Source organism: Thermithiobacillus plumbiphilus, assembly GCF_038070005.1.
Lineage (GTDB): Bacteria > Pseudomonadota > Gammaproteobacteria > Acidithiobacillales > Thermithiobacillaceae > JBBPCO01.
The window spans coordinates 73371-90056 of record NZ_JBBPCO010000008.1 but is presented as its reverse complement, the minus strand read 5'-3'; the positions used below and the strand labels follow the sequence as shown (position 1 = coordinate 90056).

The following is a 16686-nucleotide window of genomic DNA, read 5'->3' as shown; positions in this document are numbered from 1 at the left end:
TCAAGCGACTTTGTTCAGATAATACCCGCAGACAAAGCGCCGGCAGCCGCCCGGACCACACCAGACAAGAGAATCAGCGTGACCTTTCAGGAACTCATCCTCAATCTGCAGGACTACTGGTCGGCGCAGGGCTGCGTATTGCTCCAGCCGCTGGACATGCCGGTCGGCGCGGGCACCTTCCACCCCGCCACCTTTCTGCGCGCCATCGGCCCCGAGCCCTGGCGCGCAGCCTATGTGCAGCCCTCGCGCCGGCCCACTGACGGCCGTTACGGGGAGAACCCCAACCGCCTGCAACATTATTACCAGTTCCAGGTGGTGCTCAAGCCCAATCCCGCCAACATCCAGGAGCTTTATCTCGGATCTCTCAGAAGGCTCGGGCTCGATCCGGCGGTGCACGATATCCGCTTCGTCGAGGACGACTGGGAATCGCCGACGCTGGGCGCCTGGGGGCTGGGCTGGGAGGTCTGGCTCAACGGCATGGAGGTCACCCAGTTCACCTATTTTCAGCAGGTGGGCGGGCTCGACTGCCATCCTGTCACCGGCGAGATCACCTATGGGCTGGAACGCCTGGCCATGTACATCCAGGGCGTGGAAAGCGTCTATGACCTGGTCTGGACGCCGGGCGTGAGTTATGGCGACGTCTATCACCAGAATGAGGTCGAGCAGTCGCGCTACAACTTCGAAATTGCCGACACCCAGGAGCTTTTCCACCGCTTCGATGCCAGCGAGGCCGAATGCGAGCGACTGCTTGCCGCTGACCTGCCCCTGCCTGCCTATGAGCGGGTGCTGGAGTGCTCGCACAGCTTCAACCTGCTCGACGCGCGCCATGCCATTGGCGTGAACGAGCGGGCGCGCTTCATTGGCAGGGTGCGCAATCTCGCCCGCAGCGTGGCCCAGGCTTATCATGCCCGGCGCGAGGCCCTGGGCTTCCCGCTGGTGGAGAAAGGCGCATGACGCATCATGACCTGATTCTGGAGATCGGCTGCGAGGAGATTCCGGCAAAGGACCAGCAATTACTGGCCCAAGCCCTGGCTGATGGTCTGCTCGCGGCTCTGGACGAGGCGCAGATCAGCGCGGGCGAATGCCAGCGATTCGCCAGCCCGCGCCGGATCGCGGTTCTCCTGCGCCATGTGGCCGGTGAGCAGGCAACCCGCGAAGTGATCAAGCGCGGTCCGGCGCTGGAAAGGGCCTTCGATGCCGACGGCAAGCCCACGCCGGCAACCCAGGGCTTCGCCCGCTCCAACAAGGTGGAGGTAACGCAGCTGGAGCGGATGACGCTCGACAAGGGCGAGTTCCTGGTCTACCGGCAAGTCGAGGCCGGGCGCCCCACGGCAGAGGTGCTGCTGGAGCTCATTCCACAAGTGATCAACCGGCTGCCGCTACGCAAGCGCATGCGCTGGGGTAGCTCACAGGCAAGCTTCGTGCGTCCGGTGCAGTGGATGCTCGCGCGCCTTGGCGGCGTGACGCTACCGCTGCACTGCTTCGAGCTGCAGGCCGGCGACCTGAGCCAGGGGCATCGGGTCATGCACCCGCAGGCGCTGCGCATTGCCGAACCTGCCCACTATGCCGACTGCCTGCTGGCAGGCAAGGTCATGGCGGATTTCAGGGCGCGGCGCCAATACATCGATGACGCTGTGCGGCGGCTTGCCAGCGAACTGGACGGGCTGGCGCTGATGCCGGATGCCCTGCTCGACGAGGTCACCGGCCTGGTGGAATGGCCGGTGGTGCTGGCGGGCGCCTTCGAGGAAGGCTATCTCGCCATTCCGCCGGAAGTGCTGACCACCGTGATGATGCAGCATCAGCGCTACTTCCCCCTGCGCCGCCCGGGCTCTGACAAGGCGCTACTGAATCGATTCATCTTCGTCGCCAACCTCGAAAGCCGTGACCCGGCGGCCGTGATCCACGGCAACAGCCGCGTGTTGCGCGCCCGCCTGGCCGACGCCGAATTCTTCTGGAACGAGGACCGCAAGCGCACCCTCGCCTCGCGCCGCCCCGAACTGGAGCAGGTGCTGTTTCAGCGTGGCCTGGGCAGTCTGCTGGCAAAAAGCGGGCGGCTCGTGCGCCTGGCGCCGGTACTGGCGAATGCGGTTCAGGCGGATGCCCAGGCGGTACAAAGGGCAGCGGAGCTGTGCAAATGCGACCTGCTCACCGGCATGGTCAGCGAGTTTCCGGAGCTGCAGGGCATCATGGGCGGCTACTATGCAGCACATGATGGCGAAACCAGTGAAGTGAGCAGCGCCATCAGCGGGCACTATGCTCCGGCAGGCCGCGGTGATGCCATTCCGCTGGATCCAGGCGCCCAGGCCCTGTCGCTGGCGGACAAGCTCGACACCCTGGCCGGGTTCTTTGGTCTTGGCCAGATCCCGACCGGAGACAAGGACCCCTTTGCCCTGCGCCGCGCCGCGCTGGGCATCCTGCGCATCCTGCTGGAAGGCAATGTCCCGCTGGATCTGCCCCAAGCGATTGGGGTTGCGGCCTCGGCTTACGGCCCGGCCTTCGGGGACAAGCACCCCGGCTTTGCTGACCAGCTCCTTGATTTTTTCCTGGAACGCCAGCGGGTCTTTTTCCGCGAGGAAGGCTTTTCCGCCGACCTGGTGGAGGCCGTGCTCAGCCTGCGACCTGCAGATCCCCTGGATGCCCGCAATCGCCTGGAGGCCCTGAGCCGCTTTCGCCAGCGCCCCGAAGCCGAGGCACTGGCCGCCGCCAACAAGCGCATCGGGAATATTCTGCGCAAGGAAGCCATCGAGCATACCGGCGCGGTTCAGGAACGCCTGTTGCTGGCACCGGCTGAAATCGAGTTGTGGCGCGAATGGCAGGCCCTGCAGCCCCCGGTGGCGGACTTGATGCAACAGGCTGATTACGGCGCCGCACTGGACCTGCTGGCAGCCCTGCGCGCGCCGGTGGACCGCTTTTTCGATGAGGTGATGGTCATGGATGAGGATCCGCAGGTGCGCGCCAATCGCCTGGCTCTGATCGGCACCCTGCGCAATGCATTCCTGCAGGTGGCCGATTTCTCCTTGATGCAGGGTAGATAACATGGCGAAGCTGATCATCCTGGACCGCGATGGCGTCATCAACGAAGACAGTGACACCTTCATCAAATCCGCCGAGGAATGGAGAGCCATCCCCGGCTCGCTGGAGGCCATTGCCCGTCTCAACCGCGCCGGTTATCGGGTCGTCATCGCCACCAACCAGTCGGGCATTGCCCGGGGGCTGTTCGACGTCAAGGCCCTGGCCGGCATCCATCAGCGACTGCGCAGTGAGCTGCAGAGCCTCGGCGGTCACGTGGACGCAATCTTCTATTGCCCGCACCACCCCAACGATGACTGCCTCTGCCGCAAGCCGCGCACAGGTCTCTTTGAAGAAATTGCCGAACGCTTCAACACCAGCCTCGAAGGCGTGCCAGCCGTCGGCGACAGCCTGCGCGACCTGCAGGCCGCGCGCGAGGCCGGGGCCAAACCCATCCTGGTGCGAAGCGGCAAGGGCGAAAACACCCTGGCTTCCGGGCTGGTGGGGGAGGACATCCCGGTCTATGACAACCTGGAGGCGGTCGCGAAAGCCCTGCTGGCCCCGCCGGCATGAATACCGCCCGCAGCCTGGTCTTTTACCTGGGGTTCGGGATCTGGACCATTTTCTGGGGCACGGTTTCGCTGCTGTTTGCCTTCCTGCCCAGAAAACAGCGCTACTGGTTTGCCCAGATGTGGGCGCGCGTCAGCATCGCCTGGCTGGCCCTGAGCTGCGGCATCCGCCATCGCGTCACAGGCCTTGAACACCTGTCTGGCCGGCCGGTGGTCATCCTGTCGAACCACCAGTCTGCCTGGGAAACTATCGCCTTTCTGACGATATTCCCCCGCTTTGCCTATGTGCTCAAGCAGGAACTGTTCCGGATTCCCTTCTTTGGCTGGGCCCTGCAGTTGTTCTGGCCGATCGGCATCGATCGCGAGGCGGGGCGCGATGCCGCCCGCCAGGTGCTCGAACAGGGCCAGAAGCGCCTCGATGCCGGCGTCTCCGTACTGGTGTTTCCGGAGGGAACGCGCCAGCCGGCGCACCAACTGGGACGTTTTGCCTCCACCGGCGCCGGGCTGGCCGTCAAGGCCGGCTCGGACCTCGTGCCGGTGGCGCACAATGCCGGGCAGTTCTGGCCGCGCACGGAGTGGCGCAAGTACCCAGGCGTCATCGAGGTTCGCGTCGGTCCGCCCCTGAGCTGTCAGGGAAAGACTGCCATCGTTCTGAACCGCGAGGCCCAGAGCTGGATCAGCCATCAACTGAAGGACATGCAGCAAGGCTGCAGATGACCGAAGGTCGCTAGGCCAAAGCGTCTCCCTGCCTCACAATGCCTGCCGGTCTTTCCACCTTTTCCGGCAAGGATTCATGACAGAAGCGATTGGCTGGCTGAGCTCCTTCATCCTGCTGCTGACCATCGGCAAGCAGATCTACAAGCAATGGCAGGCCGGCGTCAGCGAGGGCGTATCGAAGTGGCTTTTCATCGGCCAGACCGCGGCCTCCCTGGGGTTTTCGGTCTATAGTTGGCTGCTGCAGAACTGGGTGTTCGTGGTCACCAATGTGCTGATGCTGCTCAGCGCGCTAATCGGCTTCGGCATCACCCTGCACCAGAGACGCCGATCGCGTGGCTCCTGAAACCAGCCAGTTCCAGCAGCATTCAGGTTTCATTGCACGAGGACACCATGGGCAACCGGCTCAGCAGGATCTATACCCGTACCGGCGATGACGGCAGTACCGGCCTGGGCGGCAATCAGCGGGTCGCCAAGGATCACCCCCGCGTTGCGGCGCTAGGGGACGTGGACGAAACCAATGCGACCATCGGCCTGATCCTGTCCGCGCCCGGCGTGCCAGCCGACATTGCCGGCCAGTTGCTGGGCATCCAGCATGACCTCTTTGATCTCGGGGCGGATCTCGCCTACCCGCTGGATGCTCAGGGAGAGCAGCTACGCCTGCGTGCCGAGCACATTACCCGCCTGGAAGACCTGCTCGATCGGCATAATGCGGGACTGTCGCCCCTGAAGGAATTCATCCTGCCGGGCGGCACGCCCGCAGCGGCCGCCTGTCATCTGGCCCGGACCGTCTGCCGGCGCGCGGAACGCAGTGTCGTGACACTCAGCCGGGAAGAGAAGCTCAATACCATTCTCATCAGCTATCTCAACCGGCTCTCGGATCTGCTCTTCGTGCTGTCGCGGGTGCTGAACGAGCAGGGGCGCCGTGACATTCTCTGGCAGCCAGACCGTACCCGCGCTCAAAGCTGAATGCTCTTTGCCAGCGCAGGACGCAGACATTATCCTGTCAGTCCGACCCTGCAGCGAGCATGACATGAGCGATCAAGCACCGAAACCCGCCTGGTGGCGCCCTGGCCGACACTGGATTCCGCACTGGAGCACCTGGCTCATCCTGCTGGTGGCAGCCTATTTCTGGTGGCGCCCACTGGCCTGGGTCAGCGATCCCATGACCCCGGCGCCCGCGATCTCCGCCCAGCTACTCGATGGCAGGACTTTCGACCTGAACCAGCATCGGGGCCAGGTGGTCCTGATCAACGTCTGGGCCCCCTGGTGCCCTCCCTGCCGCCGGGAGATGCCGGCGATGGCGGAATACTACCAGGCCAACCAGGATCGTCCCTTCACCATCCTCGCCCTGGCGGATGACGAGGAAGCAGCGGTGCGGGATTTCGTGCGCAAGCAGGGCATTCCCTTTCCGGTGGGGCTCACCCGTCAGGCCAGTGGCCTGGCGGCACTCGGCGACATCAGCCGCATTCCGACCTCCTTCATCATCGACAAGCAGGGCCGGGTGGTACACCGGATTACCGGGCCGCTCCATCCCGGCCGCCTGCACAGCCTGATCGATCCCCTGCTCTGAGCCGCTTGACCGCCCCCCGTCTGGCAGCTATATGAATGCGGAAAACGCAGAACAGGGAGAAATCATGCAGCAGCATACAAACCGGATGCCATGCTTGCGACATGTCCGGTGGATGCTGGCAGCGACCAGCATCCTTTGGCTTTCCGGCTGCGCCAGCCTGAATGCACCACAGCGCGAGACCACGGCTTCGGATCTCACCACGCTCAATGCCGCTCAGACGGCCACCCTCGTCCGTTATGCCCAGAGCCTCCAGGGAATGCCCTATCGCTATGGCGGCAGTGAGCCACAGACCGGATTTGATTGCAGTGGGCTGGTTTGTCACGTCTATGGGCGTTACGGATACTCATTGCCGCGCACGAGCCGCGAAATGGGCAATCAACTGCAGGAGATATCTCAGGACATGCTCATGCCGGGCGACCTGGTGTTTTTCAACACCACCGGCCAGCATTTTTCTCATGTGGGTATTTACATCGGCGAGGATAAATTCGTGCATGCCCCCAGTAGCCGCACGGGGCACGTGATGACCAGCAGCCTGAAGCAGGCCTACTGGGCGAAGCGTTTCGAAGGAGCCAGGCGGCCACTGACACAAGGTCAGATGGCCGCCCGGGATCTCTTGCAGGAGCCCCTGAGGGCTCCGTAAAGCAACTTACTGGGCTGGCTGCATCATGGGAGAGGATGAATCCATGCCACCCGTGCCGCCCGACTGACCAGCAGGTCCCTGCTGCTGCATGGGGCGCACACTGCGCTCCGTGCTGGTACGTTGCACCTGGATGGTGGTCCGCACTTCCACACGCCGGTTCTTGGCCCGACCGTCAGCCGTCTTGTTCGAAGCGATCGGACGGCTCTCACCCAGAGCGCGCACCTTCAGGCGCTCCGAGGGCACACCCTTGTCGGTCAGATAGTCCTTGACCGCCTGGGCGCGCTTCTTCGACAACTGGCGGTTGTAGCTTTCGGAACCGATGCTGTCCGTATGCCCGTCGACAAAGAATTGCGCATCCGGGTACTTCTGCGAGAACTCGACGATCTCGTCCAGCGTGGGGTATGCACTCGGACGAAGCTCGGCCTTGTCGAAGTCAAACTTGGCGGCATCGATGGTCACCGGCTTGTTTTCCAGCAGCGTGCGCTCGGTTTCCGTAACGACTATGGGCATCGACTCGACCTGAGCCGGCTGTACGGCTGGCGGCAGTTCCGGGGCTGGCGTTGGCTCCGGGGCCGCTGCAGCGACCGGAGCCGGCATGGGCTTGCTGCCACCAAAAGCAAATCCAACACCGGCGGTGAGCCGCAGATTGTTCAGCACGCCACCGGGATCTGCCGGGGTATTCCAGAGCATTTCATCCTGGGCGTCCAGGCGCAGGTCCAGGCTCTTGCCCAGACGGTGTTTGTAGCCAAGTCCCCAGAGCGTCATCAGGTTTTCGGTACGGTCATCATTCCCGGTAACCGCACTCTGCGCGTAACGATAGCTGGAAGCACCCACGCCGATGGTCATGTAGGGAGTGCTGTCGCGATCCAGGGCATAGAGGACACCGACCAGGGCGCCGGAGAATTGGCCCTTGAATCGATCACCGCCGGAATAGGCACTGTAGGGAAGACCGGTAGGTGCAAGATCATCCTTGTAAGGCACGTGCGCGTAGTTGAGATCCAGCTCCACGCCAAAGTGCGGCGAAGTGCGAGTACCGATCCGCAAGCCGGCAGTACCAGCGTTATTCTTGCTACCGAGCCCGAAATGGGCACTATCATCATAGAAGGTGTTACCGCCATAGAGATTGATATAGGCGCCACCAATGGTGGCGCGGTCCGAGGCTGGCTCTTGAGCCATGGCACTCGTACTGAAGGCAGCCGCAATTGCAGCTACCAGAATGGTGGATTGGCGCATAAGATTTCTCCTTATCGTTCATGTTGATGGGTCATCTTTTGCTGCTCTACAAGCAACAGGACATATAACCGCCCTGGTACCCTGGCCGAATACGGCAGCCACGCGTGTTAGAGTGTATGTCATAACAGACGGTTGTGGCTATAATGTAAAAATTCAAGGGTAAATGCTTGTGTCCATCGTACTAAGACCTTAGTCTCTGCCCTCCCCCCAATCGAGGAATTTCCGAACATGGCCATTCTGATCTGTGGCTCGCTTGCCTACGACACTATCATGGTCTTCCCGGACCAATTCAAGCGACATATTCTGCCTGAACAAGTACATATCCTGAACGTATCCTTTCTTGTTCCGGAACTGCGCCGAGAGTTCGGTGGCTGCGCGGGCAACATTGCCTACAACCTGAAATTGCTGGGCGGCGAGCCCTGGATCCTGGGGACGGCTGGCCAGGACTTTGGGCCCTACAGCGAATGGCTGAGGCGCTGGGAGATCGAGACCCGCCACATCCGGCTGTTGCAGGAATACTACACGGCCCAGGCCTTCATTACCACCGACCTTGATGACAACCAGATCACCGCCTTTCATCCGGGGGCCATGAGTGAAGCGCACCAGACCCGCATCGACAGCACGGATCTCGGGCAGGTCAGCTGGGGCATCGTGTCCCCGGACGGGCGTGAAGCCATGCTGCAGCACGCCAGCGAGTTCGCTGCAGCCGGCATTCCCTTCATTTTCGATCCCGGCCAGGGTTTGCCGATGTTCGATGGCCCGGCTCTGCTGGACCTCATCGACAAGGCCAGCCTCGTGACCGTCAACGACTACGAGTCCAGGCTCATCGAAGAGCGTACCGGGATTTCGGCCAGGAAATTGAGCGAACGCGTGGAGGCCTTCGTCATTACCCGTGGCGAACATGGCTCAGTGATACTGCACGAAGGAATGGCGCTGGAGGTACCGGCGGCAAGGCCACAGCAGGTGGTGGATCCCACCGGTTGCGGCGATGCCTACCGCGCCGGCCTGCTGTTTGGGCTGGAGCAGGGCATGGATCTGGAAACAACGGCCCGGATTGCCTCGCTGATGGGGGCGATCAAGATCGAGCAGCACGGCACCCAGAATCACGTCTTTGACCGCGACGGCTTCAACGTCCGTTTTGCAGAGAATTTCGGCTACAGCCTTTGAGTTCCCAGGCAGCGGCAACCCAGCCGCTGCCTGCCGGAAAGCCTCTGATCACTCCTCGACGGGAAAGCCCTCGGCTTCCCAGACATCCATGCCACCGGCCAGGCTGTATACTTCCTCAAAGCCCATGTCCTGCAGCGTGCGCGCGGCCAGGGCCGAGCGGCCACCGCTGGCGCAATAGAGCACCACCGGGCGGCAACGGGCATCGCAGAGCAGGGGATGGCGATGCCTGGTGCCGGGATCGGCCGCCGCTTCCAGGGTGCCCCGAGGCACCAGGATGGCGCCTGGCAGATGGCCCGCCTGGAACTCCTCGGGTTCACGCACATCCACCAGCAACAGATCGTCCCGACCGCGGCTCCAGTCCTCCAGCGAATCGGCGTCGATCTCCTGAATCTGCCGGCGCGCCTCCGCGATGAAATCTCCCAGGGTTTTTGCCATGACTCGATCTCCGTGCTTTCCTGTCCAAAGTGACTATCTTTTCACCAGCAGATCCAGGCAGTGATTCCTCCCTGCCGGGTGCCTGCCCCTATCAGGGCTTTTTATGATAGGCTCTGGCGAAATGCAAACACGAGCAGAATATGTCCAGCACGCATTATCTTGGCCGCCAGTTGATTCTCGACAGCAGGGAAGCCATCCTGGGATATGAATTTTTCACCCGGTCCTCGCCCAATGCCGAAGAAGCGATGATCGAGGATCCCGTTCTCGCCTCCGCGCGGGTGCTGATCAGCATCTTCAGCAACCTGGGTAGCGCCGAGGTGCTGGCCGGACGCAAGGCCTTCGTCAATTTTCCCCACGAATTCCTGGATGAGGCCAGCCTGGCGCTCTTCCCCAAGGACCAGCTGGTACTTGAGTCAGAGGCCGGTACACAGGTTGACCCGGCCTTTGTGCAGGGTTGCAAGGATCTGCGGGCCAAGGGGTATACAATTGCCCTGGACAACTTCCTGCCCAATGCCGCAAACCTCGCGCTATTGCCGCTGGTCAGCTACGTGAAACTGAACATCCAGCAGATTGCCCTGGAGCAGATGGCCGGGCTGGTCAAGGTCCTGCGCAAGTTTCCGGCCAAACTGGTCGCCTGCCGGGTGGAAACCCAGGAGCAGGCCAGCGCATGCCGGGAGGCCGGATTCGACTATTTCCAGGGCTACTACTTTGCCCGCCCCGTACTGCTGGCCGACAATACGCCATCCAGCAACAAACTGAGCGTGATCCAGCTGCTCAACCTGCTCATGGGTGAAGCAGAGATCAGCCAGCTCGAGGAAATCATCAGCCGGGATGCGGCCTTGTCTTTCAAGCTGCTGCGCCTGATCAACTCGGCCGCGATGGGGCAGGCACAGGAGGTCAGCAGTATCCGCCGCGCCCTGATCACGCTCGGGCGACAACAGCTTTACCGCTGGCTCACCCTGATCCTTTTCGCCGGCACCTCGGACAGGCCACCCTCCGCCCTGGTGACGACTGCCGTGGTCAGGGGCAGGCTGGCGGAACTGCTGGGCCAGCAGGCCCTGCAGCAACAGGCAGGACAGCGCGACTTTCTGGATCAGCTCTTCATCACGGGCATGTTCTCATTGATGGAGCCACTGCTGCAGATGCCTCTGGCAGCCGTATTGAAGGAAATCCGGCTGCCGCAGGACATCGTCTCCGCCCTGCTGGACGAATCCGGACCCTATGGAACGATCCTGGCGCTGGTCAAGGCGGTCGAGGCTGGCGACAGCCCGCGTATCACCCAACTCAGTGACAGGCTGCATATCGGACATGACAGCATCAGCCGGGCCCATCTGGAAGCGATGGCCTGGGCCGCAAACTTCAACGGATGACCCAACATGCTCACTTTTCCCCAGTTTGATCCGGTGGCACTCCAACTCGGCCCGCTGGCCATCCGCTGGTACGGCCTGATGTACGTTCTGGGCTTCCTGGGCGCCTGGTCCCTGCTGAAATATCGCAGTCGCGCGCCGCACTGGCACTGGACCGGGGAAGAAATCTCCGATTTCATCTTCTATGCCGCCCTGGGGGTCATCCTCGGTGGACGGCTGGGATATGTGCTGTTTTACAATCTGCCCTTCTACATGGAGCATCCCGCTGCGATGTTCGCGGTCTGGGAAGGCGGCATGTCCTTTCACGGCGGCCTGCTGGGCGTGATCTTCGCCGGCTATCTCTTTACCCGCAAGACTGGCAAGGATTTCCTGCGCACGGCCGATTTCATCGCCCCCGTGGTGCCGATCGGCTTGGGCCTCGGGCGTCTCGGGAATTTCATCAATGGCGAACTCTATGGCCGGGCAAGCGATGTACCCTGGGCCATGGTCTTTCCGGGCGGCGGGCCCATGGCCCGGCATCCATCCCAGCTGTACGAGTTTCTGCTCGAAGGCGTGCTGCTGTTTACGGTACTCTGGATTTACAGTGCCCGTCCGCGGGCGCGGGGGGCGATATTCGGCCTGTTTCTGGCAGGCTATGGACTGGCCCGCTTCCTGGTGGAATTCACCCGCGAGCCGGACGTGCAGCTTGGCTACATACTGGGGCCCTTGAGCATGGGGCAACTGTTGAGCATTCCCATGATCCTGCTTGGCCTATGGCTGATTTTCCGGGCCGACAAGCCGGAGCAGACCGCCTGATCACTGCAGGCGCGGCTCCTCGGGCGCAACGAAGTTGAGCCGGGCATCCAGCATCAGCACACTGGGGACGCCATTCTCCACCGACCAGGGCAGGATTCTCACCTGCACGGCATCGGTCATCCGCTGCGCGCCTTCCAGATAGGCACCCTGCTCGATCTGCAGCATCATCTGGCCCGGCTCGCCATGGACTGGCCAGTCGCGGATATGCATGGGCCGGGCGCCCGCGAGCTCTTCTCCCCGGAAATGAATCAGGTCCTGGACAGAAGCATAATCCGGGAACAGCAACATGCCCTGGGTTTCCGGGCCGCCCGCACCACTTTGCTCCCACACCATGCCTTCAGGCGTATCAGCCAGCGCCGCACCATATCTGTCATCAAAAAGAATCCAGGGTCGCCCGATTTCTTCCGCATAGACGCAGGCTGCTTCCTTGATCTGGGCCAGATCACGTGTTATCCAGTTTGCCATGCTCATTGCCACCTCCAAGTACTTTCAATCCACCTGTACACTGAAATATATTGTGGCATTGCTCGCGCATTTCAAGGTCTCGCCGAAAAGCCTCGGAATCTCAAAGGCACTGCGAATAAGGATTCATCATCTTATACCACGAACGCTTTTGCATCCTGCATTTGCCGTAGTGTTGCGGGCCACGCCTCCCGCCTTAAGACCTATACATGGCGAATAAATCAGCGTTTCTCCTTGTTTTTCACATGGCTGCACATTTTTATGAAAAATCCGTGTCAGTTGCCATTGTGGCAGGATGCCAGCCAACTCATGCCGCTCGACCCAACTTCACGGACCGACCTTTGTTGTATTGAGTCTACAACTGGTAGATATAAAGTTACTGCTGCGGAATGATCCTGCTCATCAGGTAAACTAGGAGGTAGCAAATGAAAATGGCGAAGGCGCTGGTGCTTGGAACGGTACTGATGGGTTATCTCGGGCTTGCAGCCTGCAACACCATGTCCGGACTGGGCGAGGACGTACAAACCGGCGGCGAGAAACTCGAAAAGTCCGCTGAAGAAAATAAGTAGCCCTGTCTCACCAGGAGGTCACGTGATCCTTTGCCGGGATCGGTGGCCTCCTGCCCGCTTCTCACATCGCAAGCTCAGCAACCCGTGCCATTTCTCCACACACCCCTCATTTCCTGTGCAGCCCATCCTATGGCTTGACGATTCCACATCCGGCGGGGAAAATCCCTGCTTCACAAGATAGGCTGTAAAACTCACTGATTCGCAGCAGTTCAAGGGGAAAGGCATGACCATTCGCAAGGTTTGCATCCTTGGCGGTAGCGGCTTCGTTGGCCGCCACATTGCCGAGAGACTGGATGCCAAGGGCATAAGGGTAAGGATTCTGACGCGCAACCGGGAAAATCACCGGGAATTGCTGGTCATGCCTAATGTGGAACTGGTGGAAGGCAATCCCCTGGATCCAATGACGCTTACCAAGCAACTGGAGGGCATGGATGCCGTCATCAATCTGGTCGGCATCCTCAACGAGCGCAAGCGTGGCCGCAACGATCTTCCGCCCGAGCGTCGCGGTGACTTTCACCAGATCCACGAGGAACTGCCCCGGCTGGTGGTCAACACCTGCGGCAAGGTCGGCGTATCACGGGTTCTGCACATGAGCGCGCTGGGAGCGGATCCCACCGCCCCCAGCGCCTATCTGCGTTCCAAGGGGATTGGCCAGGAGATCGTCCGTCAGGCCGGAGAGGACAGCGCTGCCAAGGGCTGGTTCACTTATCTCGACGGTCCCAAGCTGGTCTGGGGCCAGGGTCTGCAGGTCACAATTTTCCGCCCTTCCATCATCTTCGGCCATGGGGACAGCTTCTTTACCCGCTTCGCCCGCTTGCTGCGGCGCATCCCTATGTTTCTGCCCTTGGCCAAACCCCATGCCAGGCTGCAACCGGTCTGGGTCGAGGATGTGGCAGAGGCCTTCGTCCGGGCCCTGGACAATTCGCGCACCCATGGCCAGATCTATGATCTTTGCGGACCGCGCAGCTATACCCTGCGAGAACTCGTGGAATACACGCGCTCGGTGATAGGCAGCCACAAGGCCATCATCAATCTGCCGGACTGGCTGGCCTATGTCCAGGCCAATGTGCTTGAACGCCTGCCTGGCAAGCTGATGACCAGGGACAATCTTCATAGCCTTTCCGTGGACAACGTCTGCGAGGCTGACTGCTTTCCGGCGTTTTTCGGCATACAGCCCGAAGCCATCGAGACCGTGGTGCCGGGCTATCTTGGCAAGGGCCGCAGCCGCACCGAGCGCTTGTCCCGCATTCGCCTGGGCCGCGAATCACGCTGAATCAAAACGCGCCCGCGAGTCCCCGGCCAAAGCCCGGCAGGGGGCCTGGCATTCTCCGGCCAAGCGCCAGCACCTTGAACATTTCGCCCATTTCCCCGGGCAAGGTCAAGCGCTTGACCTGGTTGGCCAGGGCCAGCTGTACTGCCGGATCGGCCGATAGAGATTCCATCAACACCGATTGCAGGCCGGCATCCATCAAGAACTGGGCCTGGGTGGCGAAGCCAAGCACATCCAGGCCCGCCGCCTGCCCCGCCTTCGCCACCGCCGAAAAGTCCACGTGCGCGGTGATGTCCTGCAGGCCGGGATATTTCAGCGGATCGCCGTGGGCGTGGTGCCGGTAGTGACACATCAGCGTACCCATGTTGCGCTGCGGGTGGTAGTACTCGCCAGTCAGGAAACCATAGTCCACCAGCAGCAGCACGCCTGAGTGCAGACGCTCCGCCAGGGCCTGGACCCAGGCCTGGGCCGCGAGATTGATCTCGGTCTGGTAAGGCGTGGGCAGACCCGCGCCCAGATCAGTCCAGCGTTCCCGCAGCAGTTCGCCCGGCGCCAGCCGGTCCCACGCAAAACCCTCCCCGCTCCAACGCACCGCTTTTTCCCAGAGCCCGCCGTCCGCGTCCGTCTCGATCAGATGCACCGGCATGGCGTCCAGCACCTCATTGGCAATCACCACGCCCGAGAAAGTATCCGGCAGCCGGTCCAGCCAGCGCACCCGCTCCGCAAGCCGCGGCGCCTTGCGCGCCAGCGTCTCCTGTTGGCGGACACGCAGGTCCGGGCTGAGTTCGAGAATGGCATATTCCGCCGGGGCCAGGCCCAAGTGCTCCAGTGCCAGCAGCAGATCGGCTGCTAGCACGCCGCTACCGGCCCCGAACTCCAGGATCATGTCCCCGCCCTGCCAAAGAGCCGCGGCCACGGTATGCGCCAGGGTGCGCGCAAACACATCCCCAAGCTCCGGCGCGGTGACGAAGTCCCCGCCGGCCCCAAAACGCTGCTGACCGGCCACATAATAGCCCAGCCCCGGCGCATAGAGCGCCATCTCCATAAAGCGTCGAAAGGGCAGAATGCCGCCTTGCTGCTGGATTTCAGCGCGGATGCGGTCAGTCAGGGCCGCCGCATGGGCCAACTCATCATCTGAGGGCTCCGGCAGGACGGGTGGCTTACGCAGGTTGACGGGATCGTTCGAGCTGGGACAATGGGGCTGGTCTGACATGGATTTTCCGGAGGTGGCAGTGACTGAGACAAGTGGCAAGGTGGCCTTCATTACCGGGGCCGCCAAACGGGTAGGCGCCGGCATTGCCGAACACCTGGCCGCGCGCGGCATGCAGCTTGCGATCCATTATAACCGATCCGCAAGCGATGCCGAGCTGCTGGCATCCCGCCTTCGGGATCGATACGGGATCGAGGTGCTCACGCTGCAGGCGGACCTGCGGGACATCGCCGCCCTCGCGCCCCTGGTGGATCAGGTAGCGTCTCACTTCGGACGGCTGGATGTCCTGATCAACAACGCATCGGCCTTCTACCCCACACCCGTCGAGGGGGTGACGCCCGATCAATGGCAGGAACTGCTGGACACCAACCTGCGCGCGCCCTTCTTTCTCGCCCAGGCGGCCATTCCCTACCTGCGTGCCAGCCAGGGCTGCATCATCAATCTCGCCGATATCTATGGTGACCGGCCCCTGGCCAATTATCTGCCCTACAACATCTCCAAGGCCGGCATCATCATGCTGACCAAGTCACTGGCCAAGGAGCTTGGGCCGGAGATTCGCGTCAATGCCATAGCCCCCGGTGTCGCGCTCTGGGCGGATGGCTCTCAGCCGGCCGAGGACACCCGCCAGCGGGTGCTGGCCAAGACCGCGCTCAAGCGCGCCGGCAGCCCCGAGGACATGGCCAAAGCCATTGCCTTTTTCATCTTCGATGCGCCCTACGTGACCGGGCAGGTGCTGGCGGTCGATGGCGGACGCAGCGTGTATTGATCAGCTCAGATCGACACTGACCGGCTTCAGGTCCCGGGCCGCCAGCTGATCGAAGGCGGCCCAGTGCCAGGCGAGCGTCCTGCCGGTGGCGGGATGGCGCAGGTCCGGCGCAAGATCTCGCAGGGGCTTGAGCACGAAGGCGCTGCTCAGGATATCCGGGTGTGGCAGGCGCGGATCCTCGTTGGCGAGATCGCCATAGAGCAGCAGATCGATATCCAGGGGAAAGGTTTCGCCCCGGCGCGCGGTCCGACCACACCGGGCCTCGATATCGCGAAAACGGTTGCGCAGCGCCGCGGGCGGCAGGTCCGCATGAAAGGCGACCACCAGATTATAAAAGGCCGGGCCTCCGAAGCGGCTGTCCGCGCTTTCGTAAACCGGCGAAAGCTTCAGCGGACCGACACAGGCGCGCAGGGCATCGAGCGCCAGCCGCAGATGCCGCTCCCGGTCCACATTGCTCCCGAGACCGGCATAAACGAGCGGCAGCGCTCTAGTCACGCTGGCCCCGCTCAATGATGACCCCGACATCGCGGGAACCACGCACCGCACCGGGCTTGTGGATGGTGACCCGCACCCAGCGTACCCCGAACTCCTCCAGCACGATGCCGGCGATGCGCTCCGCCAGCGTTTCGACCAACTGAAAGCTGGACGACTCGACAAAGCCGATCAGGCGCTTGGCGATCTCCTTGTAATTGATGGTGTCTTCCACCTGATCGCTCTGGGCGGCCTTCGCCGCATCCGCCGCCATGTCCAGATCGATCAGTATGGCCTGGCGGACCTGGCGCTCCCAGTCATAGATCCCGATCACCGTCTCGATTTTCAGTTCGCGCAAAAACAGAAGATCCATAGCCACTCCTTGTCAGAAAGCCACACTATAAGCGATGCAGCCCCTTGACGGCATCCCGGGAAA

The 16686-nt window shown here is 62.1% G+C and carries 20 protein-coding genes; 14 read left to right on the top strand and 6 right to left on the bottom strand.

Going from position 1 to position 16686, the window contains the following annotated elements; all coding sequences use genetic code 11:
* The first annotated feature begins 78 nt into the window (after positions 1-78).
* The 8 genes from glyQ to WOB96_RS09150 all read left to right on the top strand — a co-directional run bounded on the left by glyQ (position 79) and on the right by WOB96_RS09150 (position 6505).
* Entirely contained in the window at positions 79-954 is an 876-nt protein-coding gene (gene glyQ, locus WOB96_RS09185) for a glycine--tRNA ligase subunit alpha (protein WP_341370997.1), read from the top strand.
* On the top strand, positions 951-3035 hold the full coding sequence (gene glyS / locus WOB96_RS09180; RefSeq protein WP_341370996.1) for a glycine--tRNA ligase subunit beta: 2085 nt from the start codon (positions 951-953) through the stop codon (positions 3033-3035). The genes glyQ and glyS overlap by 4 nt, the downstream gene beginning before the upstream one ends.
* Before the next feature lies 1 nt (position 3036).
* Entirely contained in the window at positions 3037-3582 is a 546-nt protein-coding gene (gene gmhB / locus WOB96_RS09175; RefSeq protein WP_341370995.1) for a D-glycero-beta-D-manno-heptose 1,7-bisphosphate 7-phosphatase, read from the top strand.
* On the top strand, positions 3579-4295 hold the full coding sequence (locus WOB96_RS09170) for a lysophospholipid acyltransferase family protein (RefSeq protein WP_341370994.1): 717 nt from the start codon (positions 3579-3581) through the stop codon (positions 4293-4295). The genes gmhB and WOB96_RS09170 overlap by 4 nt, the downstream gene beginning before the upstream one ends.
* A gap of 76 nt (positions 4296-4371) precedes the next feature.
* Positions 4372-4638, top strand: a complete 267-nt coding sequence (locus WOB96_RS09165; protein WP_341370993.1) for a hypothetical protein — start codon at positions 4372-4374, stop codon at positions 4636-4638.
* A gap of 32 nt (positions 4639-4670) precedes the next feature.
* Entirely contained in the window at positions 4671-5261 is a 591-nt protein-coding gene (locus WOB96_RS09160) for a cob(I)yrinic acid a,c-diamide adenosyltransferase (protein ID WP_341370992.1), read from the top strand.
* A 64-nt stretch (positions 5262-5325) separates the two neighbouring features.
* Positions 5326-5865 (top strand): TlpA family protein disulfide reductase, encoded by a 540-nt coding sequence (locus tag WOB96_RS09155; RefSeq protein ID WP_341370991.1) that lies wholly within the window; start codon positions 5326-5328, stop codon positions 5863-5865.
* A gap of 94 nt (positions 5866-5959) precedes the next feature.
* Positions 5960-6505, top strand: a complete 546-nt coding sequence (locus WOB96_RS09150) for a C40 family peptidase (RefSeq protein WP_341370990.1) — start codon at positions 5960-5962, stop codon at positions 6503-6505.
* 6 nt (positions 6506-6511) lie between these two features.
* On the opposite strand, the gene WOB96_RS09145 is transcribed toward WOB96_RS09150, so the two are convergent.
* Entirely contained in the window at positions 6512-7738 is a 1227-nt protein-coding gene (locus WOB96_RS09145) for an OmpA family protein (RefSeq protein ID WP_341370989.1), read from the bottom strand.
* 228 nt (positions 7739-7966) lie between these two features.
* On the opposite strand from WOB96_RS09145, the gene WOB96_RS09140 reads away from it, so the two are divergent.
* Entirely contained in the window at positions 7967-8905 is a 939-nt protein-coding gene (locus WOB96_RS09140; protein ID WP_341370988.1) for a carbohydrate kinase family protein, read from the top strand.
* Between the two features lie 48 nt (positions 8906-8953).
* Here the strand turns inward: WOB96_RS09140 and WOB96_RS09135 are convergent, their stop codons facing one another.
* Complete coding sequence (locus WOB96_RS09135) at positions 8954-9340, bottom strand: rhodanese-like domain-containing protein (protein WP_341370987.1); 387 nt, start codon at positions 9338-9340, stop codon at positions 8954-8956.
* Between the two features lie 140 nt (positions 9341-9480).
* Here WOB96_RS09135 and WOB96_RS09130 point away from each other — a divergent pair, with 140 nt between their 5' ends.
* Both WOB96_RS09130 and lgt read left to right on the top strand, forming a co-directional pair.
* Complete coding sequence (locus tag WOB96_RS09130; protein ID WP_341370986.1) at positions 9481-10710, top strand: EAL and HDOD domain-containing protein; 1230 nt, start codon at positions 9481-9483, stop codon at positions 10708-10710.
* Positions 10711-10716: 6 nt separating this feature from the next.
* Complete coding sequence (gene lgt / locus WOB96_RS09125) at positions 10717-11502, top strand: prolipoprotein diacylglyceryl transferase (RefSeq protein ID WP_341370985.1); 786 nt, start codon at positions 10717-10719, stop codon at positions 11500-11502.
* On the opposite strand, the gene WOB96_RS09120 is transcribed toward lgt, so the two are convergent.
* Positions 11503-11973, bottom strand: a complete 471-nt coding sequence (locus WOB96_RS09120; RefSeq protein ID WP_341370984.1) for a hypothetical protein — start codon at positions 11971-11973, stop codon at positions 11503-11505. It abuts the gene before it with no gap.
* A 416-nt stretch (positions 11974-12389) separates the two neighbouring features.
* On the opposite strand from WOB96_RS09120, the gene WOB96_RS09115 reads away from it, so the two are divergent.
* Both WOB96_RS09115 and WOB96_RS09110 read left to right on the top strand, forming a co-directional pair.
* Positions 12390-12533 carry an entericidin A/B family lipoprotein gene (locus WOB96_RS09115; RefSeq protein ID WP_341370983.1) on the top strand — a complete coding sequence of 48 codons (144 nt, stop codon included), beginning with the start codon at positions 12390-12392 and terminating at the stop codon, positions 12531-12533.
* A 223-nt stretch (positions 12534-12756) separates the two neighbouring features.
* Positions 12757-13806 carry a complex I NDUFA9 subunit family protein gene (locus WOB96_RS09110; RefSeq protein WP_341370982.1) on the top strand — a complete coding sequence of 350 codons (1050 nt, stop codon included), beginning with the start codon at positions 12757-12759 and terminating at the stop codon, positions 13804-13806.
* Position 13807: 1 nt separating this feature from the next.
* On the opposite strand, the gene WOB96_RS09105 is transcribed toward WOB96_RS09110, so the two are convergent.
* Positions 13808-15016: a class I SAM-dependent methyltransferase gene (locus WOB96_RS09105; RefSeq protein WP_341370981.1), complete on the bottom strand. Its 1209-nt coding sequence runs from the start codon at positions 15014-15016 to the stop codon at positions 13808-13810.
* A 19-nt stretch (positions 15017-15035) separates the two neighbouring features.
* Here WOB96_RS09105 and WOB96_RS09100 point away from each other — a divergent pair, with 19 nt between their 5' ends.
* Positions 15036-15779 carry a pteridine reductase gene (locus WOB96_RS09100; RefSeq protein WP_341370980.1) on the top strand — a complete coding sequence of 248 codons (744 nt, stop codon included), beginning with the start codon at positions 15036-15038 and terminating at the stop codon, positions 15777-15779.
* Here WOB96_RS09100 and folK read toward each other — a convergent pair whose 3' ends face one another.
* Entirely contained in the window at positions 15780-16274 is a 495-nt protein-coding gene (folK, locus tag WOB96_RS09095; RefSeq protein ID WP_341370979.1) for a 2-amino-4-hydroxy-6-hydroxymethyldihydropteridine diphosphokinase, read from the bottom strand.
* Positions 16267-16623, bottom strand: coding sequence for a dihydroneopterin aldolase (gene folB / locus WOB96_RS09090; RefSeq protein WP_341370978.1), 357 nt, complete (start codon positions 16621-16623; stop codon positions 16267-16269). Before folB ends, folK begins: the two co-directional genes overlap by 8 nt.
* Positions 16624-16686: the final 63 nt, after the last annotated feature.